The sequence below is a fragment of the Endozoicomonas euniceicola genome (assembly GCF_025562755.1).
Classification (GTDB): domain Bacteria; phylum Pseudomonadota; class Gammaproteobacteria; order Pseudomonadales; family Endozoicomonadaceae; genus Endozoicomonas_A; species Endozoicomonas_A euniceicola.
In genome coordinates this window covers 2,217,159-2,239,212 of sequence record NZ_CP103300.1, presented here as the reverse complement: position 1 = coordinate 2,239,212, position 22,054 = coordinate 2,217,159, and the positions used below count along the sequence as shown (strand labels likewise).

Annotated in this window: 20 protein-coding genes; 4 read left to right on the top strand and 16 right to left on the bottom strand. The window is 49.3% G+C overall.

Annotated features, from left to right (window positions below):
- Positions 1–24: 24 nt before the first annotated feature.
- Both asd and NX720_RS08480 read right to left on the bottom strand, forming a co-directional pair.
- Positions 25–885 carry an archaetidylserine decarboxylase gene (gene asd, locus NX720_RS08485; RefSeq protein ID WP_262600696.1) on the bottom strand — a complete coding sequence of 287 codons (861 nt, stop codon included), beginning with the start codon at positions 883–885 and terminating at the stop codon, positions 25–27.
- 96 nt (positions 886–981) lie between these two features.
- Positions 982–1,794, bottom strand: a complete 813-nt coding sequence (locus NX720_RS08480) for a sulfurtransferase (protein ID WP_262600695.1) — start codon at positions 1,792–1,794, stop codon at positions 982–984.
- 119 nt (positions 1,795–1,913) lie between these two features.
- On the opposite strand from NX720_RS08480, the gene NX720_RS08475 reads away from it, so the two are divergent.
- Positions 1,914–2,783 carry a hypothetical protein gene (locus NX720_RS08475; RefSeq protein WP_262600694.1) on the top strand — a complete coding sequence of 290 codons (870 nt, stop codon included), beginning with the start codon at positions 1,914–1,916 and terminating at the stop codon, positions 2,781–2,783.
- 12 nt (positions 2,784–2,795) lie between these two features.
- Here NX720_RS08475 and NX720_RS08470 read toward each other — a convergent pair whose 3' ends face one another.
- Together NX720_RS08470 and NX720_RS08465 are read right to left on the bottom strand one after the other, a co-directional pair.
- Positions 2,796–3,128, bottom strand: coding sequence for a sulfurtransferase (locus NX720_RS08470; protein WP_262600692.1), 333 nt, complete (start codon positions 3,126–3,128; stop codon positions 2,796–2,798).
- Positions 3,086–3,280 (bottom strand): rhodanese-like domain-containing protein, encoded by a 195-nt coding sequence (locus NX720_RS08465; protein ID WP_262600690.1) that lies wholly within the window; start codon positions 3,278–3,280, stop codon positions 3,086–3,088. The genes NX720_RS08470 and NX720_RS08465 overlap by 43 nt, the downstream gene beginning before the upstream one ends.
- A gap of 129 nt (positions 3,281–3,409) precedes the next feature.
- Here NX720_RS08465 and NX720_RS08460 point away from each other — a divergent pair, with 129 nt between their 5' ends.
- The gene (locus NX720_RS08460) at positions 3,410–4,309 is read left to right on the top strand and encodes a hypothetical protein (protein ID WP_262600688.1); all 900 of its coding nucleotides are present in this window, start codon (positions 3,410–3,412) and stop codon (positions 4,307–4,309) included.
- A 4-nt stretch (positions 4,310–4,313) separates the two neighbouring features.
- Here NX720_RS08460 and rsgA read toward each other — a convergent pair whose 3' ends face one another.
- Positions 4,314–5,339: a small ribosomal subunit biogenesis GTPase RsgA gene (gene rsgA, locus NX720_RS08455; protein WP_262600686.1), complete on the bottom strand. Its 1,026-nt coding sequence runs from the start codon at positions 5,337–5,339 to the stop codon at positions 4,314–4,316.
- 239 nt (positions 5,340–5,578) lie between these two features.
- Here rsgA and orn point away from each other — a divergent pair, with 239 nt between their 5' ends.
- The gene (gene orn, locus NX720_RS08450) at positions 5,579–6,121 is read left to right on the top strand and encodes an oligoribonuclease (protein WP_262600684.1); all 543 of its coding nucleotides are present in this window, start codon (positions 5,579–5,581) and stop codon (positions 6,119–6,121) included.
- Between the two features lie 95 nt (positions 6,122–6,216).
- Here the strand turns inward: orn and NX720_RS08445 are convergent, their stop codons facing one another.
- The 8 genes from NX720_RS08445 to tnpA form a co-directional block, all read right to left on the bottom strand.
- Positions 6,217–6,693 carry a ferritin-like domain-containing protein gene (locus tag NX720_RS08445; RefSeq protein WP_262600683.1) on the bottom strand — a complete coding sequence of 159 codons (477 nt, stop codon included), beginning with the start codon at positions 6,691–6,693 and terminating at the stop codon, positions 6,217–6,219.
- Positions 6,693–7,715, bottom strand: a complete 1,023-nt coding sequence (gene asrC, locus NX720_RS08440; protein WP_262600682.1) for a sulfite reductase subunit C — start codon at positions 7,713–7,715, stop codon at positions 6,693–6,695. Before asrC ends, NX720_RS08445 begins: the two co-directional genes overlap by 1 nt.
- 11 nt (positions 7,716–7,726) lie before the next feature.
- Positions 7,727–8,572, bottom strand: coding sequence for an anaerobic sulfite reductase subunit AsrB (gene asrB, locus NX720_RS08435; RefSeq protein WP_262600681.1), 846 nt, complete (start codon positions 8,570–8,572; stop codon positions 7,727–7,729).
- Entirely contained in the window at positions 8,562–9,599 is a 1,038-nt protein-coding gene (asrA, locus tag NX720_RS08430) for an anaerobic sulfite reductase subunit AsrA (protein WP_262600679.1), read from the bottom strand. The genes asrB and asrA overlap by 11 nt, the downstream gene beginning before the upstream one ends.
- A gap of 687 nt (positions 9,600–10,286) precedes the next feature.
- A complete protein-coding gene (gene cysG / locus NX720_RS08425) occupies positions 10,287–11,687 on the bottom strand; it encodes a siroheme synthase CysG (protein WP_262600677.1) in 1,401 nt (466 codons plus the stop codon).
- A gap of 272 nt (positions 11,688–11,959) precedes the next feature.
- A complete protein-coding gene (locus NX720_RS08420) occupies positions 11,960–14,608 on the bottom strand; it encodes an ankyrin repeat domain-containing protein (protein WP_262600676.1) in 2,649 nt (882 codons plus the stop codon).
- Positions 14,609–14,620: 12 nt separating this feature from the next.
- The gene (locus NX720_RS08415) at positions 14,621–14,881 is read right to left on the bottom strand and encodes a septum formation initiator family protein (RefSeq protein WP_262600675.1); all 261 of its coding nucleotides are present in this window, start codon (positions 14,879–14,881) and stop codon (positions 14,621–14,623) included.
- Positions 14,882–15,008: 127 nt separating this feature from the next.
- Entirely contained in the window at positions 15,009–15,437 is a 429-nt protein-coding gene (gene tnpA, locus NX720_RS08410) for an IS200/IS605 family transposase (protein WP_262595354.1), read from the bottom strand.
- A gap of 65 nt (positions 15,438–15,502) precedes the next feature.
- On the opposite strand from tnpA, the gene NX720_RS08405 reads away from it, so the two are divergent.
- The gene (locus NX720_RS08405) at positions 15,503–16,675 is read left to right on the top strand and encodes an RNA-guided endonuclease InsQ/TnpB family protein (RefSeq protein ID WP_262600674.1); all 1,173 of its coding nucleotides are present in this window, start codon (positions 15,503–15,505) and stop codon (positions 16,673–16,675) included.
- A 243-nt stretch (positions 16,676–16,918) separates the two neighbouring features.
- Here the strand turns inward: NX720_RS08405 and NX720_RS08400 are convergent, their stop codons facing one another.
- The 3 genes from NX720_RS08400 to NX720_RS08390 form a co-directional block, all read right to left on the bottom strand.
- Positions 16,919–17,965, bottom strand: a complete 1,047-nt coding sequence (locus NX720_RS08400) for an ankyrin repeat domain-containing protein (RefSeq protein ID WP_262600673.1) — start codon at positions 17,963–17,965, stop codon at positions 16,919–16,921.
- 246 nt (positions 17,966–18,211) lie between these two features.
- Positions 18,212–19,954 carry an ankyrin repeat domain-containing protein gene (locus NX720_RS08395; protein ID WP_262600672.1) on the bottom strand — a complete coding sequence of 581 codons (1,743 nt, stop codon included), beginning with the start codon at positions 19,952–19,954 and terminating at the stop codon, positions 18,212–18,214.
- A 246-nt stretch (positions 19,955–20,200) separates the two neighbouring features.
- On the bottom strand, positions 20,201–21,943 hold the full coding sequence (locus NX720_RS08390; protein WP_262600671.1) for an ankyrin repeat domain-containing protein: 1,743 nt from the start codon (positions 21,941–21,943) through the stop codon (positions 20,201–20,203).
- Positions 21,944–22,054 lie beyond the last annotated feature (111 nt).

The following is a 22,054-nucleotide window of genomic DNA, read 5'->3' as shown; positions in this document are numbered from 1 at the left end:
GTTTTGTCTATAAGAGCGAAGGCGCTATTCTGCAGGGGTGGCCAGAGCCTGACCCATCTTGATTGTAGACTCGGGCTGCCATTGCTCAAGCCAGTTCACTTTGTCTTCGCCAAACAGGACGATAGCGGTTGAGCCCAGTTTGAAACGGCCCATCTCTTCACCGCGCTCCAGTTTTATGCGGGGGGTTGTGGTCTCTTTGTACTCGGTGGTTCTTACCTGTTTACGGTAAGGCGTCACCAGACCAGACCAGACCGTCTCAATACTGGCAACATTGATGGCACCCACCATGATCACCGCCATAGGGCCATGTTCGGTGTCAAAGATACTGACAACTCTTTCGTTTCGGGCAAACAGCCCCGGCACGTTTTCAACCGTACCTTTGTTGACGGAGAAAAGACGACCGGGGACGTGAATCATCTTGCGTAGGGTGCCTGCGGCAGGTGTATGAATACGGTGATAATCCCTTGGGGACAGATAGATGGTGGCAAACTTACCGCCCATAAATTCAGTGGCGAGATCGGTATCTCCCCCCAGCAGCTCTATCAGGCTGTAATCGTGGCCCTTGGCCTGAAAGATGCGGCCATATTCAATATCGCCAAGCTGGCTGATAGCACCGTCGGCAGGACTGACAACGGTATCTTCCTGCTCAGGCAGAGGTCGGGCTCCTTCCTTCAAAGGGCGAGTGAAAAAATCGTTGAAGTGTTTATAAGACTCTGCATGTTCAGCCTGTGCTTCGCTCATATCCACATCATAATGCTTGATGATCCAGTTGATCAGGGCATTTTTGAAGGCTGGGTTTTCACACTCAACAAAATAATGTACCGCTCTGGAAATCAGGTGGTGAGGCAGAATGTACTGGGTCAACGCGAACAGTTTTTCTTTCACTAAGGCTGTCCTGTTTGTCCTGTTTATAATAGAGAAGATTTTGATGAACGATTCTAAAGGAAGTGCCTGGTTAAAGACAGGCTGGTTTGTACCAGCCTATTGGGAGATCGGCGTATCGGCTAAATTGCCCCATTCTGACCATGAGCCATCGTAGGCTCTTACCGAATTAAACCCAAGCACTTTGGCCACCAGATAAGTAAAGCCGGAACGGTGGTGGGTCTGGCAATGGGTGATAATATCCTTTTCCCGGGACATGCCCAGCCCGGCAAGGATTTCAGGCAGGTTTTCCCGGATACGGTAATTTCTGGCCGGGTCCATGGCGGATGTCCATTCAAAATTAATGGCACCGGGAATATGCCCGCCACGCAGGGCAAGTACTTTTTCGCCCGCGTACTCCGCAGGGGAACGTGCATCCCAGATCGCTGTATTGGCATTTTCCAGACGCGTCAGGATGTAATCTTTGGAAGCGATAACAGACGGGTCGATTGACAGGGAGACGCGGGTTGGCTCTGCCTGTACCGGCTCATTTTCCGTTCTATAGCCTTCTTTCAGCCAGGCATGAATGCCGCCGTTAAGGTAGGAGTAGTTTTTATGCCCGATAACATCCAGTGTCCAGATAAAACGCCCGGCCCAGCCCCCGCCTTCGTCGTCATAGACCACGATATGTTCATTGCCGGTGTAACCCAGCCGTGAAAACAGCTCTTCCAGCTGCTTTACAGGTGGCAGCTTACCCGTAGCCGGCGGTGTACCTGCCACAAGGTGTTGGGGGGCAATGTTAACGGCACCGGGAACATGCGCCTGGGCGTATAGCTGAGGGTTGCATAGGTCAACGATCAACAGGTTGCTGTCATGAAGATGATGTTCAAGCTCAGCAGGTTCAAGAATCAGTGGCAGTGATGTTTGACGCATTTGATGTCTGACTGGGTTGTCATGGATGAGCGCATTATAGGTATTTGTCGCAGTGGTTGAAAGTATACTTCCTCTATACTGATCGCTTTAGTTTTGTAGCTGGGCGGAAACCACTGAATATGCAGTATTTAACGTACATTTTAAAAAGGATAACTGTTCTGTTGTTTATGCTTGTCGCTGAAAATCAGGTTTACGCGATTAATGATGGCAATGAGTCACAGGGCAAAGACCAGACAGAAGGCGCGACAGCAATGAGTCCGAAGTTAAGCTTCTACGACCGGTCAAAAATAGAAAAAAATTATGGCGTCTCTTTGCTGAAGTATGGTCACAATGAAATAAATGTCGAGGGCGTTCCTTTGCCGCCAAATTTAGCGACTTTTGAATACTCTTTACCTTCGGAGTCAGTTATCAGTATCCATGTTGTGTCCTCAAATGATGATGAGGTTTTTAATCAAAACGATAATACAAATGATGACGAAGATTCTGATGGAGTGAGCGACAGTGAGTTTTGCGAACTTTTTGTCGTTATCACCACGAATGAGGAGCCAGCCGATTCACCTCAAAGCCCTGCCTCGTCCGGTAGGCAGGCAGTGGTCGGATTCATGCAGACTGCACCTGTTGACGACAGTATTGATCCTGACGGGAAAGAAGGAGATCTTTTGGTGGCACCGGACTGGGAGTCTCTGATTGCCCACCTGAAAGAGTGGAGGGTTGGTTCCTTAATTGAGCATTTGAACGTTGATACAGACACCAGGGCATATCTCAGCAGTATGCTCTACAGCGAAGACGAAAGCGACAAGGAGGAATGCAGGAAAGAGTTGATAACACTATTAAACAGGCTCATGGAAGAGCTGCCTGGTTCCGTGTGCGATACTGAGGAAGCAGCCCCAGCCTCTGAAGCTGTCCCTGAATCATCTCCGGAACCACAGTCCGGTTGTTTATGCCCTGATGTCGTGGCTGAAAACCGAGCCACATCAATGGACAGGTGAAACTCTATGGACTCATCTGCTGCGAGGCAAGAATCTGTCGATAGCTGAACAACCGTTCTTCCGTGATCTCGCAATTGTCAGGGAGACTCTGCCTGGTTCTAACTGTACCGGCTCATTTTCCGTTCTATGGTCTTCTTTCAGCCAGGCATGAATGCCGCCGTTAAGGTAGGAGTAGTTTTTATGTCCGATAACATCCAGTGTCCAGATAAATCGCCCGGCCCAGCCCCCGCCTTCATCGTCATAGACCACGATATGTTCATTGCCGGTGTAGCCCAGCCGTGAAAACAGGTCTTCCAGCTGCTTTACAGGTGGCAGCTTACCCGTAGCCGGCGGTGTACCTGCCACAAGGTGTTGGGGGCAATGTTAACGGCGCCGGGAACATGCACCCGGGCGTATAGCCGAGGGTTGCAGAGGTCAACGATCAACAGGTTGCTGTCATGAAGATGATGTTCAAGCTCAGCAGGTTCAAGAATCAGTGGCAGTGATGTTTGACTCATTGGATTTCTATCAGGCTGTTGCGGATGAATGTGTTGTAGGTATTTGTCGCAATGGTTGAAAGTGAGTCTTTTCTATAATGGTCGTTCACAAGTCGTTTTTAGTTTTGCAGCGGGCGGAAACCACTGAACATGCAGTATTTAACTTGCGTTTTAAAAAGGGTAGTTGTTCTGATTTTTATGTTTGTCGCTGAAAATCAGGTTTATGCGATCAATGACGGCGATAAGGCGGAGAGTAAAGATCAGCCAGAGGGAGCGATTGCCCTGAGTCGGAATTTAAGGTTCTACGACCGGTCAGAAGTAGAAATTAATTATGGTGCTGATTTGCTGGAGTATGCTCACGAAGAAATAAATGTCAGGGGCGTTCCTTTGCCGCCAGATTTAGAGGCTTTTAAATACTCCTTACCTTCGGATTCAGATATCAGCATCCATGCTGTGTCCTTAAATAATGATGAGGTCAGTTTGGACGAATATTCTGAAGGGTGGACCGAAGTTGAGTTTTCCGAAGCGTTTGTCGTTATCACCACAAGAGGAAATCCTGCAGGTTTGCCTCAAAGCTCTGTTTCGTCCGATAGACAGGCAGTCGTCGGATTTATGCAGACTGCACCTGTTCACCGCAGTACTGATCCTGACGGGAAAGAAGGACGCCTTTTGGTGGCCCCGGACTGGGAGTCCCTGATTGCCCACCTGGAGGAGCGGATCGTCGGTTCTTTAATTAAGCACTTGAACGTTCATCCATGCACCAGAATATATCTCAGCAGTTTGCTCAATAGCGAAAACGAAAGGGACAAGGAGAAATGCAGGAAAGAGTTGATAACACTGTTAAACAGATTCATGGAAATATTGCCTGAGGCCGTGCGCAATGCATATCTTACCCTTCCGTCAAGGGTAAGATGTGACCCGCCCGTGCGCAATACCGGGGAAACGGACTCAACCTCTAAAGCTGTTCCTGAATCATCCCCGGAGCCGCAGCCCGGTTGTTTATGCCCTGATGAAGTGGCTGAAAACCGAACCGCATCAATGGACAGGTGAAACTCTATGGACTCATCTGCTGCGAGGCAAGAATCTGTCGATAGCTGAACAACCGTTCTTCCGTGATCTCACCGTCTTCCAGGGCTTTGTGGATGGCGCAGCCGGGTTCCTGTTCGTGTTTGCAGTCCCTGAACTTGCAGTAACCGAGAAATGGCCGGAACTCCCGGAACCCCTGGATGACTTCTTCCGGAGTAATGTGCCACAAACCGAACTCACGAATACCAGGGGAGTCGATGAGTGTTCCACCGGCCGGAAAATGGAACAGCTTGGCAGCGGTGGTGGTGTGCATGCCTTTGCCGGTGGCTTCTGACAGCTCTCCAACCAGGGTATCAATGCCGGGCAGCAGGGCATTGACCAGCGAGGACTTGCCCACGCCGCTTTGTCCCACGAATACGCTGGTATGCTCATCCAGCATATCCTTCAGTTCATCCAGACCATGGTCGGAGCGGGTGGAAGCCGTGAGGATGCGATAACCGATCTGCTGGTAGACCGATAACATATCGATCATCATTTCCATCCCCTCGTCATCCAGCAGATCAACCTTGTTCAGGAGGATAACGGGCTCGATCCCGACGGTTTCTGCTGCGATCAGGTAGCGATCAATCAGGTTCAGGTGAGGAATCGGTACAGGCGCAATGACCAGCACAATGTAGTCAATATTGGCTGCAACCGGCTTGATGCGACCGTGGTTATCCGGACGGGTCAGCAGGTTGGAGCGTTCGTCCAGAGCGACAACCACGCCGGTTTCGTCTTTGGTTGAAGGCCGCCAGACGACCTTGTCACCCGTGACAAGAGGGGGAAGGTTGCGGCGCAGGTGGCAGCGACGGGGTTTTCCGGGGCCGCCAGCAGACTCAATATCCAGGGTGGCACCGTAATGAGCGGTCACCAGGCCTTCCTGTTCCGGCCCCAGGTCTTCGCTCTGCAGCTCTTGCTCAATCTGGCTTTCCCATTTGCGAGCCCGGGCTATGCGCTCTTCCTGAATTTTCTGAATGCGCCAGCTCTGTCTGCGCGTTAGTTTGCGCTTACTCATGTTATCTCTTAAGGTTCATAATGAAAGAATGGTTTGGTCAAGTCTCAGTCGAGCAGAGAAAGAAGATTCATTTAACTCGCAGATTTCACCGATACGATTTTAACGACCATGGTTTTAACGACATAGTATGAAGGTGTAGACTTAATATGCCAGCCGAAGTACACAATTGCTGTACTTTTTTTTGCATACAAGCCTTATCATACAGGCGTTTGTAACTCTACTTAACTACCGGGTGTTTGATGGCAAAAGCGGATAATCTGATCTGGATTGATCTGGAAATGACAGGTCTGGAGCCTGATACCGATCGAATCCTTGAGATCGCCACCATTGTAACCGACGGGCAGCTCAATCAGATTGCTGAAGGTCCTGTTATTGCAATTCATGAGAGTGACGATGTACTCAACAACATGAACGAGTGGTGCATCAAAACCCATGCCCAGACGGGGCTCACTGAACGTGTGCGGCAGAGTGCCATTTCACTGGCTGAAGCTGAGCGACTGACCCTGGATTTTCTGAAAGATCATATTGAGCCGGGTATCTCTCCAATGTGCGGCAACAGTATTGGTCAGGACCGTCGCTTCCTGCACCGTTACATGCCAGAACTGCATGATTTCTTCCATTACCGTAATATCGATGTCAGTACCCTGAAAGAGCTGGCGCGTCGCTGGAAGCCTGACATTATGGATGGTTTCAGCAAGAAAGGAACGCACCTGGCTTTGGAAGATATTCGTGAGTCTATCGAAGAGCTGCGTTACTACCGGCAGTTTTTTATTGGCAGTTAACGGTTTTTTTGATTTTTGAAACAGATGGTTGTGGGGTGCAACCGCTTATGTTGCACCCCATTTTTTTGGTATCCGTGTTAGACCGAATTGCTGATTCAGACAGCCAGAACCTTGTAGTGCTCCTGAAGAATATTAATATGGGACATCTCTTCACTAATGATGTCGTCTATTTTCTCCTTGCCCAGTCGTTCCGGAATGTAAGCCTTCATACCCAGATAGAAGAGGATCGCCTCTTTTTCATGTTCGATTGCACCACGGATAATGGAGCCGATATCGGTAAAATCCACCGGCTGCTCATTCAGCTTCTGCATGTCAGCATGGTTCTGGCAGTACTGAATGTAGTGGTTTTCAGGGTCGAATGCCGTGCTTTCCTTCTCCTGTTGGGTCAGCTGGTTGCGCATGTGGGCAAAATCGCTTTCATGCTGAGATTCAATCTGAACCATTTTGTTCAGGAACGCTTTTTGTTCCGGGGCTTCGACCGCCGCCGCTGCGTTCTGGTAATAGTTGACCGTATTCCTCTCAATACGCTCAGCCATGATCAACACTTGCTCAATGTTAAACTGAATGTTCATTAGTGAATTCCATGCTTGTCAGGGTCTTTAACGTGCATATTCGCGACGTACTCATTTTCCAGCCAGTACATGCGGTCGGCGACTTTGGCTTCCGGATTCAGCTCAACGTCTTTCAGCACCCATTCCTTGAATTTATGGTAGCCAGCGACGTCAATCAGGTGTCCCATGTGCAGGTACTTGGGAGAGCCGTCGAGCATGTGAGCAGAGAACTTCCAGATGTTTTCAATGACCTGGGCGATCACGTCTTCCGTTACCCAGTTCAGGAACATCTTGCCAATTCGCGGGGTCACTTTTGAAGTACGGCCACCGAGCTTGACCATATACAGTTTTTTCGGGTTGCGGTGCCAGGCCAGGGTCGGGCAGACCAGGGCGCACTCGCCACAACCTATGCACTTGGTCTCTTCTTTAAGGATTTTGCCCTGGCTCGGATGCAGGCACTGGGCCGCGTGCTGGTCACAAAGCTCTGCACACTTATTGCAGCCAATGCAACGCTCACGGTCATACTCCATCTGCGCAATACCAAAGATGCCAATATCACCCAGGTTGGCTTTGGCGCAATCCTGAGGGCAACCGGCGATAACGACTTTCAGATGGTATTTGGACGGGTAGATCAGTTTTTCCAGGCGTCTGGCGATCCCCGTAGTGTCGCAGTTGGCTTTCACGCAGATACGGTTACCCTGACAGGTAACGATGTTGCGACCACCAATGCTCTTATAACCTTCTTCAGGGTCCTGCTCGATACCACAGGTATCAATGGTCATTTCCTTGATGAACGGGGCAATCATCTTGTTAACCGCCGGAATATCCTCATAGCGGATACCCGGCATCGCCAGCTTCTGGCGAGTGGTCAGACGAACGGTGCCGTTGCCGTATTTCTGCGCCACGTCCCTGGCTACATCCAGCAAGTGAGCCGGTATGGTACCACCCACGGTCCTGAGGCTCAGCATACACTCCCCGCGTACCTTGGAGAGTCTGTAGTCCATGTTTGCACGGGTTTTAATGATATCTATATCTAAAGGCATGCTCTAAAACCTCAGTCCACCAGATGCTTGGAGTGGTCGTAACGGAAAACAGGACCGTCAAGACAGATATACGTATTACCTACACGACAGTGGCCGCATTTACCGACAGCGCAGGCCATTCTGCGTTCGTGGGATACCCAGATACGATCTTCCCTTGCGCCGTTGTCCAGCAAGCCTTTCACTGTAAACTTGATCATCATGGGCGGCCCCACCACCACATAGTGGTGTCGTTCAGGGTTTTCGTAATTCAATCCGTCCAGGTATTTAGTCACCAGACCGATGTTCTCACCCTTTTCCGGGTCGCCTTCGTCCAGGGTGACAATGGTGTTGAAGCGCTCTTTCCACACCTCGATATCGTCCGCAAACAGGACATGCTCCCGGCTTCTGAAGCCGACAATCACATCCATCTCCTGAACCTGGTCACGATTTCTCATGAAATAGTTGATCACGGAGCGGGCAGGAGCGACACCGGTGCCTCCGGCGATTACGGTGAGGTTGTTGCCGACAAACTCTTCATGAACCGGATAACCATTGCCCATCGGGCCACGCAGGTAGATCGTATCGCCTGCCTTCAGTTCGAACAGTTTGCTGGTGACTTTGCCGACACGACGAATGACCAGCTCAATCCAGCCTTCACCAAAGTCTGAAATCGAAATAGGGCATTCACCGGCCAGGGGCAGTGATACTTCAACAAACTTGTCGAACCCACCTTCGAAATCAACCGGCACCATGAAAGCCCACTCGTCTTTGGTGTGCTTGATGATGCGTTCAATACGGTAAGGCCTGGGCAGGTAGTGGTTGGCGCACTCTTCCTGCTCCGTTGCGTTTGGCGTATACAGCCCGGCGTTATTCTGCATGTTGAGTCTCCTCAAGCGCGGTGGTGACCTTGCTGACCATGTTGGAAAAAGAGATATACTGCGGGCAGCGGTCGTCGCAGCGGCCACAACCCACGCACATGTGATCGCCAAACCGTTCTTTGTGGTCAACCATTTTATGCAGGAGTCGGTATCTCAGTCGTTCACCGCTGCGCTGGCGGTAAGAGTGGCCGCCGGCCATATCAGAAAAACCGGGGATAATGCAGGATGACCAGATTCTCTGGCGCTCACCGAAATTAGCGTTTTCGGTGTAATGTACGTCATTGACGCTGTAGCAGGAGCAGGTGCCACAGGAAGTGGTGCAGCGGCCGCACTCAACACAACGGCGGTCGTATTCATCAAACAACGGGTGTCCGATGGTTCGATCCCTGATTTCCTGAGCCGACAGCCCGGTGCTCTCGGGTAACTTCAGGGTAAACTGGTTTTCCTTGATGAACTCCGGTTTAAAATTGCTCTCAGTGCCATGCTCCGCAAAGGCCTCGCGCAGTTCATTACACTGGAAATGAATGTCTGCCCCGGACTCGCTGAAGCGACAGGCGATGTCGTAGTCGCTGGTTTCGTGGGTATTCATGGATACGCAAAAGCAGCTGTCCCAGCCGGTTTTGCACTCGAACATGGCGACTTTGACTTTTTCCCGCAATCGTTTGTAGTAAAAGTCTTCATTGTCGCCATTTTTCAGAAACATATTGTCGAGCTGACGGAGACCGTGGATATCGCATGGGCGCATAAACAGCAGTATCTTGCGGCGGTCAACAGAAGACGTAATCAGCTGGCCTTCGTGGAACTGAAACAGCGTCTGGGTGATCGGGGCAATCACTTCTTTGGGAGAAAAATGGGACTTCTCCTCCCAGACGATCTCTTCGGCAGTGGACACTTCGCCATATTGGATGTTGTCGGTATCGGAAAACCGCCCACCACCGACAATACGAACAGGCGCCATGATTCGATAGTGCCTGGACAATGTCTCAAACACTTCATTCAGGGCGCCATTGGTCAACGATAAACTCATAAGCAACTCCTTTGACTCTGAAATGCAAAAGCACTCCAGACTACTTAAGGCATGAGTACCCGAATTTATTTTTCGGGTACTTGAATAACAAACCGGTTAATTTTTATCCAAATGCGCGCAGAAATAGTTAACCTCTGGAATCATTACTGGCTACCGGGACTTATCAACTGAGATAAATGGTTTAAAAATAACCAATACAAAACAGCAATGTATTATTTTGAAATGTAGACAGTAGATAATAATCAATTAAAAGGTATTTTATATGCTTATTCAGCAGTGCATCTGGTTGTTGAATTCATAAAAAAATATCTGGCAAACGATCATAAAATTAACAAGGCAGTCAGCCAAAATTAAATATGTCCTGGTTTTTTATACCTTCTTTATTCATTCAGCCTGACTTCTGAAAAAATACTGAGTTGATAAGACAGCCTTGTCGAATAACCTTCCCAGCTTCGCTGCTGAGCATCATAGATAGGAATATGTTGGTAAATCCATAAGTACTTTTGCGGATGCTTATTGAGTTTTTTGAGGTATAGATAATGTAAAAAATAATGATTATCAATAACTACCTTTATTTGAATAAAAAACGATCGATAAACAGCATTTTAATTAAATTGATAACAGTGAATACTGAATTCTAATGTTTCGGTATTCACTGTTTCTATTTAATGATTCAATCAAATGGTGTTAGATTTCACTGGAGCTATTGGTGAATTTCTTCCAATTCAAAGATGCCTGCAATTCAACTACCCCGCCAATAATAATTAGTGCAGGTGATCGAATCTCTTTTTCTTTCACCAGAGAGGGAAGTGTTGACAGATCAGCCGTGATGACCCGCTGCTGACTGGTTGTCCCCTTTTCTATCAAGGCGGCAGGTGTCCTGGCAGAACATCCGTGGGTTATCAACTGATCGCAGATGTGCCCCAGCTTTAATAAACCCATATAAAAGACCAGGGTCTGGTTTGGTTTGCTCAGGCTCTGCCAGTCAAGGGAGCAGCCGTTATTTTGCTCATGGCCGGTGACAAAGCGAACGGACTGGGCATGATCCCTGTGGGTGAGGGGAATCCCGGCGTAAGAGGCACAGCCTGATGCTGCTGTGATGCCCGGCACTACCTGAAAAGGGATATTTTCCCGGGCTAAAGATTCCAGTTCCTCTCCACCCCGGCCAAAGATAAACGGATCACCGCCTTTGAGCCGAAGCACCCGCTTACCCATTTTGGCCTGTTCAACCAGTAAGTCATTGATTTCAGGCTGGGGCTTAATGTGCTTAGCGCACTTTTTGCCCACGTAGATGTACTCGGCATCCCGGCGGCACAGTGCCCGGATGGGTTCGGAAACAAGACGGTCATAAAGCACTACGTCTGCCTGCTGCATCAGGCGCAAAGCCCTGAATGTCAGCAGGTCTGGATCGCCAGGTCCTGCGCCTACCAGGTAGACTTCACCCGTCTTTTGTTTTTTCTGGTTTGCTAACTGAGTCTCAATCTGCCTTTCAGCACCTTCCTCGTCACCGTTAAGAGCAGCTTCTGCTGCCGTGCCGGAAAAAATCGTTTCCCAGAAACGACGTCTATCGTTTATTGAGTCAAAACGCTCAATCACACGGCTGCGATAGCGTCCGGCCAGTGTCGCCAGTGATCCATAACGCGAGGGTAACAGGCTCTCAAGTTTTTCACGCAGCATTCTTGCCAGCACCGGAGCCTTCCCGCCGGTGGAAAAAGCCGCTATCACCGGGGAGCGATCCACAATAGCGGGCATAATGGCGTTACTGTCTGCCGGAGAGTCCACTACATTGACGATAAGGTTTTTCTGCTTTGCCGATTCGGCGACTAATTGATTGGTGGCCTGTTGATCGGTTGCCGCAATAACCACAAACGCATCATCCAGATCATTTTGACAAAAGCCACGCTCATAAATCTGGTGCTCAGGGCTATTCAGCAGCTCCTTTAATTCGTCGCTCACCTGCTGGGCGACGATGCGAATAAACGCTCCGGCCTCTTTGAGAACCCTGGCTTTTCGCAAGGCAACATCGCCACCACCAACGATCAGGCAAGGGCGCTGCCTGATATCCATAAAAAGAGGAAAGTAATCCATTATCACTTATATTGGTCAAAAATATTGAACGACAACGGTATAGGAAGTTATCTAAAAATTAAACTATTAAGTAATTGGCAGAAGTCGTGTCACTGTTCGTTATGTTGCTCCAAAGCCCAAAGCACATGCTCCCGCACCAGTAATACTTACAGTTCTTTATTCATAGGTTTACTTTTTCAGGGAATGGCCGGAGCAGAGTGATTTTTGATTACCCCTGCTACGCTCTGAGCCTTTGTCTTCCGGCCTTTCGTGCTTAAGTCAGTGCCATTGGGTCACAGAGGTTCAAACAAATAGTTTTTCATATGGGTGGGCAGGGGCAGAGAGTAGATCACCTTCTTCAGTGATTGATCAGCGTTGGCCGGATTATTGATCAGCAGAGTACGAATGGCGTTACGGGCTTGTAAACACAGAGATTTTGCTTGTCCTGGCATTAAGGCATGATTTTTGGCCGCCTCGACAATCTCGACGGTTTTGGTATGTCCTCTGGAAATTGCCAGCTCATGCATTTCTGATGACAGGCTGGGCTGGGCACCGTTGGCCAGCAGGTTATTGACGACCTCGTTATGTCCTTTGGAAACAGCCCGATCCAGAGCTTTTTGTAACTGGCTGGGCTGGACACCGTAGGCCAGCAGGGTATTGACGATATAGATATTTCCGTCTGAGGCTGCCCACTCCAGAGCTTCTGGCGAATCGCTGGGCTTGGCACCTTTGTCCAGCAGAGCGTTGACGATATTGAGATGTCCATTTGAGGCTGCCCACTCCAGAGATTTTGGCGAATCGCTGGGCCTGGCACCTCTGTCCAGCAGAGCGTTGACGATATAGAGATGTCTATTTAAGGCTGCCCACTCCAGAGGTCTTAGCCACTCGCAGGGCTTGACACCTCTGTCCAGCAGAACGTTGACGATATCGAGATGTTCATGTGCGGCTGCAAACCGCAGTTCATATGATAAGTTGTCAGGATTGGCCTCTGTGTCCAGCAGAGCGTAGAAGATATTGATATGTCTGTTTGAGATTGCGTTCACCATAGCGAATGGCGACTCGCTGAGCTTGGCACCTTTGCCCAGCAGAGCTTTGACGATCTCGGTATGTCCATTTAAAGCTGCACACTCCAGAGCTTTTGGCGAATCGTTGGGATGAACACCTCGGGACAGAAAGTATTCAACGGCTTGGGTATTACCGTATCTAGCCGCATTCTCCAGACCCTCTGCTGTCGCGCCGGGCTTGAAAGGTAACTTCTCATTTTCTTTTGCAGCGGTTGAGTGCCTCCCCCCCGATACCAGAGTAACGGCTTCCGGTTTCACCTCGTTGCAAGGCCCTTTGCAGAGCGGACAGTAGACGGTCTTGCTGTATGAATGCTCATGTTTGTTGGGGGGGTCTTCCCCTTCCCCTTCCTCTTCGTCACCTTTTTCGCCATTATTCTTCTTATTGTCCTGACAGGCGGCTCCGCTTGCCGTGGTGCTTGAACCTGAGCTTTTGTCACTGGCTACTGTTTTGTTGGGTTGCCCGTGGCTTTCATTTTGATTGGGTACCTGCCTGCCATCGTACGAGCTATTCGCCGGAGACATCTCCCGAAATCGATGCACCAGTGCTCTGAGGCCGCCAACCAGAGCCCCGATTTTTTCTGTTGACTCGCTAATATCGTCTGTTTCCGACTGCAACTGCTGCTCCAGCCGTTTTATCAGTTCACGGTAAACGAATCCTGTGGCTGTATCCTGCCACCAGGCATATAACCGTGCTTCTCCGCTGGTCAATTCGCTGGAAACAATAAAAATGCCCTGGTAATCAGTGCTTACGGGATGTTGAGACAGTGCCTGTATCAAAGCGTCATCATCACGCTGCTGCAGCTCCCGGTCATAATCAGCCAGTGATGCCTTCAGGAATGACAAAATCCCCGGGGAGCCCCGGTCATTTCCCGTGATTCCGGTTGATGATGTACTTAAATCATTCAGGCGTTCGAGGTCAGCGGTAATCAGCATGACCCTGTTATCAAGAATCCGGGCAAGGTCACCATGGCCCCGGGCTATGGCCTGCTGCATTTTTTTCCGGAGGATTTTTAACAGCCATCGTTTATTTCTCTGGTTCTTCCTGATCAGCCCTTCCGCTGAATTCTGCTCCGGATACTCCTTGTCGTCGTAGACAAGGATCAGTGGCTCAGGCCCGGCATCGAAAGAGTAATGAGTGTTGTCATTATTATTATCATCTTCGTCACCACTACTCCCGGCAGCCACCAGACCAGCAGTGACAATACCTGCAATATCCTCCAGGGCTTCAGTATCCAATAGTGCGAGATAGCTTTGCGTCTGGATGTTGATCAGCTTTTCGTACAGAGAATCCAGACTGGTATTCCGGAGGCCATCGCTCCGGGTAATAACTACCCGCATAGCGGCATCGCTGACAGAAACAACGGCGGCAGGATAAGACGGTCTTTTAACAAGTTTCTGCCAATTAGCAATCGCCAGCTCCAACTCTCCCTCAAGTTTGTCTCTTTTTCTGTCGTTCGCTTCCCCGGAAAAAGAATCATCAGGAATCAAACTGTTTTTTAACAATGTTTTTAAAACGGATGCCTGAGAAGGTAATTCCTCCAGCCACTGGTTTTTGTGGCTCCCAACATCTCCGGGTCTGGCTGGAAAAACAGTACTGTCGCCCCCGCTTTTTCCGGCATATGAAAAAACGATTGACAGAAAATAGAAAACAGAACTGGCAGAGGATAGAGAAAAAAACGTTCTGTTATCGTCAACCGTTTTAAAACACGCCCGACGACTGTCTGTTAAAAACGCCTTTTCCGAAAAAACCGAAGTAAAACCGTTGACGGGTTCACAAGTAATACCGCCGGTGTCAGCAAAAAGCAGGGAACTAGTAAACAGGGAGAGAATAAAAAGCCGTGAAAAGATTGCCTGCAAGAGTTGTGAATAATTTTGCACGACTTAGCCTACCTACATAGGTTTGATATTAAAAAAGCCTTGCCCATGGCTGTAGTCCCTGAATAGCAATGAGCCTGGCTTGATGTTGGGTTTTGGGTTGAGCTTTTTAAGGCGGATGATTTCGGCCTCCAGAACTTCTATCCGAGCCTGCAACTGAACGTTTTGCTCCATGAGCTGAGCAATTTGCCTTTGCTGCCGGGTAATCAGCTCCTGTTGCTTGACTATGTATTCAAGCAGGCTGGGGGAAAGATTTTCAGGAGGCAAAGTAATCATGGGTTTGGAGGTTAGACAACAAGCTCAGGTTTTGCCTTTTCATGTACCGGCTTTTTACAAAATCGTCGTAAATCCTCGCCCAATGCGGGCGGGGATATAAGACGGGAAGGCGCAGAGCCTTCCGCCATCAATCTGGTGTACTCTGGCTATTAACGTAGTCCTTCAGAGTCTCGATAGTTGCACCGCCAGCACTGCAAGCAAAGTAAGACCTTGACCACATTAAGCCTGCTTTGCTCTGAGCAGTAAGGTGGGTATTGAGCATTCGCAACCGTCTTGATGATGTTGATTTGAGATTATTTACCATGACACTGATAGCCAGTTTTGGTGGGTAGGCCACCAACAGGTGTACGTGATCTTTTTCGCCATCCATTTCAAGTAACTGGCATTCCAGTTTTTCACATGCACTCTCGAACGACTCCCGTAACTGCTTGATCATATAGCCATCAAAAAGCTTTCGCCTGTACTTTGTCGTGAACACCAAATGAACAACCAGCTTGGTAACGCTATGTCGTTTGCGAAGATACCCTTTAAGCAAATCTTTATTGTGTGCGCTCACTTGAAAACCTCTTTCAAATACCTGTAATATAAACTTTATATTAATGAGCACTGAAATAACGTTCCATGCTGAGAGCCACCAAAGTACGAATCTATCCAACATCAGAGCAGGCGGAATTTCTCGACCGTCAGTTTGATGCTGTGCGGTTCGTATGGAACAAGGCCCTGGCTATTAAGGTTCATTATTACAAGGTTCGTGGGCAGAGCCTTTCTCCCAAAAAACACCTGAAGCCCTTGCTGGCAAAAGCCAAGAAAAGCCGAAAGTACTCATGGCTGAAAAACGCTGACTCTATTGCACTGCAACAGGCCACTATCAATCTGGATACGGCCTTTCAAAACTTTTTCAATCCCAAATTGCAGGCAAGATTTCCTCGCTTCAAGAAAAAGCATGGCAAGCAAAGTAGCTACCATTGTACGTCTGTCTCTGTGGGCGATAACTGGATAAAAATCCCCAAGTGCAAGCCCATAAGGGCTAAAGTGCATCGTGAAATAGTGGGTAAGGTGAAGTCTATCACCCTGAGCAGAACGCTAACCGGCAAGTATTTTGCCTCCATATTGGCTGATGATACCCAGGAACAACCAAAACAGATTGATAATCTTGAAGCTAATCAGGTTGTCGGTGTTGATATGGGGATTACTGGTCTGGCTATCACCAGTACCGGCCATAAGACTGGCAATCCTCGCTTTCTGAAAAAAGCACAACGTAACCTGAAAAGAAAACAACAGGCTCTATCTCGCTGCAAGAAAGGCTCAAAAGGTAGGCACAAAGCCCGTTTATTGGTGGCAAAGGCGCATGAGCGTGTAGCCTTTGCCCGTAATGATTTTCAGCATAAGCTATCAAAACAACTCATCGACGAAAACCAAGCGGTGATTGTGGAGGCACTGAAAGTTAAAAACATGCTCAAGAACAAGCGTCTTGCTCGTTCTATTGCTGATGCTGGCTGGCATTCACTGATAACCAAACTCGAATACAAGGCAAAGCAGGAAGGTAAACATCTGGTGAAGATAGACCAGTGGTTTGCATCCTCTAAAACTTGCTCAGTCTGCGATTTGAAACAGGAAAAAATGCCATTGAGAATCCGATCATGGGAGTGTAGCTGTGGTGCTATCCATGACCGGGATATTAATGCAGCTCGCAATATCAAGAAGCAAGGCATATTGAAATTAAAGGCGGAAGGACTGTCCGTTTCTGCTGATGGAGGCTTGCGTAAATCCGGCAGACTGTCGGTTGCTGCCTAAGAAATCAGAAGCCTCACCCGATAGGGTGGGGAGCAGTCACTTATTTTCAGGAAAAGTTCCTCACTGCTCAGCATGTTGCTCCAAAGCCCAAAGCACATGCTCCCGCACCAGTAATACTTACAGTTCTTTATTCATAGGCTTACTTTTTCAGGGAATGGCCGGAGCAGAGTGATTTTTGATTACCCCTGCTACGCTCTGAGCCTTTGTCTTCCGGCCTTTCGTGCTTAAGTCAGTGCCATTGGGTCACAGAGGTTCAAACAAATAGTTTTTCATAGGGGTGGGCAGGGGCAGAGAGTAGATCACCTTCTTCAGTGATTGATCAGCGTTGGCCGGATTATTGATCAGCAGAGTACGAATGGCGTTACGGGCTTGTAAACACAGAGATTTTGTTTGTCCTGGCATTAAGGCATGATTTTTGGCCGCCTCGACAATCTCGACGGTCCTGCCATGTCCGTCGGAAATTGCCAGCTCATGCATTTCTGATGACAGGCTGGGCTGGGCACCGTTGGCCAGCAGGGTTTTGACGACCTCGTTATGCCCTTTGGAAGCAGCCAGATCCAGAGCTTTTTGTAACTGGCTGGGCTGGACACCGTAGGCCAGCAGGGTATTGACGATTTTGATATATCCTTTTGAGGCTGCCGACTCCAGAGCTTTTGGCGAATCGCTGGGCTTGGCACCTCTGTCCAGCAGAGCGTTGACGATATTGAGATGTCCATTTGAGGCTGCTTTCTCCAGAGCTATTGGGCACTTGTTGGGCTTGACACCTTTGTTCAGCAGAACGTTGACGATATCGAGATGTCCATTTGAGGCTGCAAACCACAGTTCTTTTATTAACTTGTCAGGATTGGCCTCTTTGTTCAGCAGAGCGTTGAAGATATCGATATGTCTTTTTGAGATTGCGTTCTTCATAGCCCTTGGCGACTCTCTAAGCTTGGCACCCTTGTCCAGCAGAGCGTTGACGATATCGATATGTCCATTTTTAGCTGCCGACTCCAGAGCTTCTGGCGAATCGCTGGGCTTGGCTCCTTTGTCCAGCAGAGCTTTGACGATCTCGGTATGTCCATCTAAGGCTGCCCACTCCAGAGCTCTTGGGCACTTGCTGGGATCTGCACCGTTTTTCAGCAGAATTTTGACGATCTCGGTATGTCCATTTAAAGCTGCCCACCCCAGAGCTTTTGGCGAATCGTTGGGATGAGCACCTCGGGACAGAAGGTATTCAACGACTTGGGTATTACCACATCTAGCCCAAAACACCAGAACATTTGACGAGCAGCGCCTGACATTAAACATATAATTTCTCCCTAATTGGTTTTAGAAGTGTCAGGTTTGTCACTTATTTTCAGGAAAAGTTCCTCACTGCTCAGAATGTTGCTCCAAAGCCGAAAGCACATGCTCCCGCACCAGTAATACTTACAGTTCTTTATTTATAGGTTTACTTTTTCAGGGAATGACCGGAGCAGAGTGATTTTTGATTACCCCTGCTACGCTCTGAGCCTTTGTCTTCCGGCCTTTCGTGCTTAAGTCAGTGCCATTGGGTCACAGAGCTTCAAACAAATAGTTTTTCATCGGGGTGGGCAGGGGCAGAGAGTAGATCACCTTCTTCAGTGATTGATCAGCGTTGGCCGGATTATTGATCAGCAGAGTACGAATGGCGTTACGGGCTTGTAAACACAGAGATTTTGTTTGTCCTGGCATTAAGGCATGATTTTTGGCCGCCTCGACAATCTCGACGGTCCTGCCATGTCCGTCGGAAATTGCCAGCTCATGCATTTCTGATGACAGGCTGGGCTGGGCACCGTTGGCCAGCAGGGTTTTGACGACCTCGTTATGCCCTTTGGAAGCAGCCAGATCCAGAGCTTTTTGTAACTGGCTGGGCTGGACACCGTAGGCCAGCAGGGTATTGACGATTTTGATATATCCTTTTGAGGCTGCCGACTCCAGAGCTTTTGGCGAATCGCTGGGCTTGGCACCTCTGTCCAGCAGAGCGTTGACGATATCGAGATGTCCCTTTGAAGCTGCCTCCTCCAGAGCTTTTGGCGACTCGCTGGGCTTGGCACCGTTTTTCAGCAGAATGTTGACGATCCCGGTATGTCCATTTAAAGCTGCCGACTCCAGAGCTTTTGGCGACTCGCTGGGCTTGGCGCCTCTGTCCAGCAGAGCGTTGACGATATCGAGATGTCCCTTTGAAGCTGCCTCCTCCAGAGCTTTTGGCGACTCGCTGGGCTTGGCACCGTTTTTCAGCAGAATGTTGACGATCCCGGTATGTCCATTTAAAGCTGCCTCCTCCAGAGCTTTTGGCGACTCGCTGGGCTTGGCACCGTTTTCCAGCAGAATCTTGACGATATCGAGATGTCCATTTAAAGCTGCCGACTCCAGAGCTTCTGGCGACTTGCTGGGCTGGGCACCGTTGGCCAGCAGGGTATTGACGACCTCGTTACGCCCTTTGGAAGCAGCCCGATCCAGAGCTTTTTGTAACTGGCTGGGCTGGACACCGTAGGCCAGCAGGGTATTGACGATATCGAGATGTCCATTTGAGGCTGCCCACTCCAGAGCTCCTGGCGAATCGCTGGGCTTGGCACCTCTGTCCAGCAGAGCGTTGACGATATTGAAATGTCCATTTGAGGCTGCTTTCTCCAGAGCTTTTGGCGACTCGCTGGGCTTGGCACCTCTGTCCAGCAGAGCGTTGACGATATTGAGATGTCCATTTGAGGCTGCTTTCTCCAGAGCTATTGGGCACTTGTTGGGCTTGACACCTTTGTTCAGCAGAACGTTGACGATATCGAGATGTCCATTTGAGGCTGCAAACCACAGTTCTTTTATTAACTTGTCAGGATTGGCCTCTTTGTTCAGCAGAGCGTTGAAGATATCGATATGTCTTTTTGAGATTGCGTTCTTCATAGCCCTTGGCGACTCTCTAAGCTTGGCACCCTTGTCCAGCAGAGCGTTGACGATATCGATATGTCCATTTTTAGCTGCCGACTCCAGAGCTTCTGGCGAATCGCTGGGCTTGGCTCCTTTGTCCAGCAGAGCTTTGACGATCTCGGTATGTCCATCTAAGGCTGCCAACTCCAGAGCTCTTGGGCACTTGCTGGGATCTGCACCGTTTTTCAGCAGAATTTTGACGATCTCGGTATGTCCATTTGAAGCTGCCCACTTCAGAGCTTTTGGCGAATCGTTGGGATGAACACCTCGGGACAGAAAGTATTCAACGACTTGGGTATTACCACATCTAGCCCAAAACACCAGACCATTTGACGAGCAGCGCCTGACATTAAACATATAATTTCTCCCTAATTGGTTTTAGAAGTGTCAGGTTTGTCACTTATTTTCAGGAAAAGTTCCTCACTGCTCAGAATGTTGCTCCAAAGCCGAAAGCACATGCTCCCGCACCAGTAATACTTACAGTTCTTTATTTATAGGTTTACTTTTTCAGGGAATGACCGGAGCAGAGTGATTTTTGATTACCCCTGCTACGCTCTGAGCCTTTGTCTTCCGGCCTTTCGTGCTTAAGTCAGTGCCATTGGGTCACAGAGCTTCAAACAAATAGTTTTTCATAGGGGTGGGCAGGGGCAGAGAGTAGATCACCTTCTTCAGTGATTGATCAGCGTTGGCCGGATTATTGATCAGCAGAGTACGAATGGCGTTACGGGCTTGTAAACACAGAGATTTTGTTTGTCCTGGCATTAAGGCATGATTTTTGGCCGCCTCGACAATCTCGACGGTCCTGCCATGTCCGTCGGAAATTGCCAGCTCATGCATTTCTGATGACAGGCTGGGCTGGGCACCGTTGGCCAGCAGGGTTTTGACGACCTCGTTATGCCCTTTGGAAGCAGCCAGATCCAGAGCTTTTTGTAACTGGCTGGGCTGGACACCGTAGGCCAGCAGGGTATTGACGATATCGAGATGTCCATTTGAGGCTGCCTCCTCCAGAGCTTTTGGCGAATCGCTGGGCTTGGCGCCTCTGTCCAGCAGAGCGTTGACGATATCGAGAGATCCATTTAAAGCTGCCAACTCCAGAGCTTTTGGCGACGCACTGGGCTTGGCACCGTTTTCCAGCAGAATCTTGACGATCTTGCTACGTCTATTTAAAACTGCCCACTCCAGAGCATTTGGCGACTCGCTGGGCTTGGCACCGTATTCCAGCAGAATTTTGACGATCCCGGTATGTCCGTTTAAAGCTGCCTCCTCCAGAGCTTTTGGCGACTCGCTGGGCTTGGCACCGTATTCCAGCAGAATTTTGACGATCCCGGTATGTCCGTTTAAAGCTGCCTCCTCCAGAGCTTTTGGCGACTCGCTGGGCTTGGCACCGTATTCCAGCAGAATTTTGACGATCCCGGTATGTCCGTTTAAAGCTGCCTCCTCCAGAGCTTTTGGCGACTCGCTGGGCTTGGCACCGTTGGCCAGCAGGGTATTGACGACCTCGTTACGCCCTTTGGAAGCAGCCCGATCCAGAGCTTTTTGTAACTGGCTGGGCTGGACACCGTAGGCCAGCAGGGTATTGACGATATCGAGATGTCCATTTGAGGCTGCCCACTCCAGAGCTTCTGGCGAATTGCTGGGCTTGGCACCTCTGTCCAGCAGAGCGTTGACGATATTGAGATGTCCATTTGAGGCTGCCCGCGCCAGAGCTTTTGGCGACTCGCTGGGCTTGGCACCTCTGTCCAGCAGAGCGTTGACGATATTGAGATGTCCATTTGAGGCTGCTTTCTCCAGAGCTATTGGCCACTTGTTGGGCTTGACACCTTTGTTCAGCAGAACGTTGACGATATCGAGATGTCCATTTGAGGCTGCAAACCACAGTTCTTGTATTAACTTGTCAGGATTGGCCTCTTTGTTCAGCAGAGCGTTGAAGATATCGATATGTCTTTTTGAGATTGCGTTCTTCATAGCTCTTGGCGACTCTCTGAGCTTGGCACCCTTGTCCAGCAGAGCGTTGACGATATCGATATGTCCATTTTTAGCTGCCGACTCCAGAGCTTCTGGCGAATCGCTGGGCTTGGCTCCTTTGTCCAGCAGAGCTTTGACGATCTCGGTATGTCCATCTGAGGCTGCCCACTCCAGAGCTCTTGGGCACTTGCTGGGATCTGCACCGTTTTTCAGCAGAATTTTGACGATCTCGGTATGTCCATTTAAAGCTGCCCACTTCAGAGCTTTTGGCGAATCGTTGGGATGAGCACCTCGGGACAGAAAGTATTCAACGGCTTGGGTATTACCACATCTAGCCCAAAACACCAGACCATTTGACGAGCAGCGCCTGACATTAAACATATAATTTCTCCCTAATTGGTTTTAGAAGTGTCAGGTTTGTCACTTATTTTCAGGAAAAGTTCCTCACTGCTCAGAATGTTGCTCCAAAGCCCAAAGCACATGCTCCCGCAC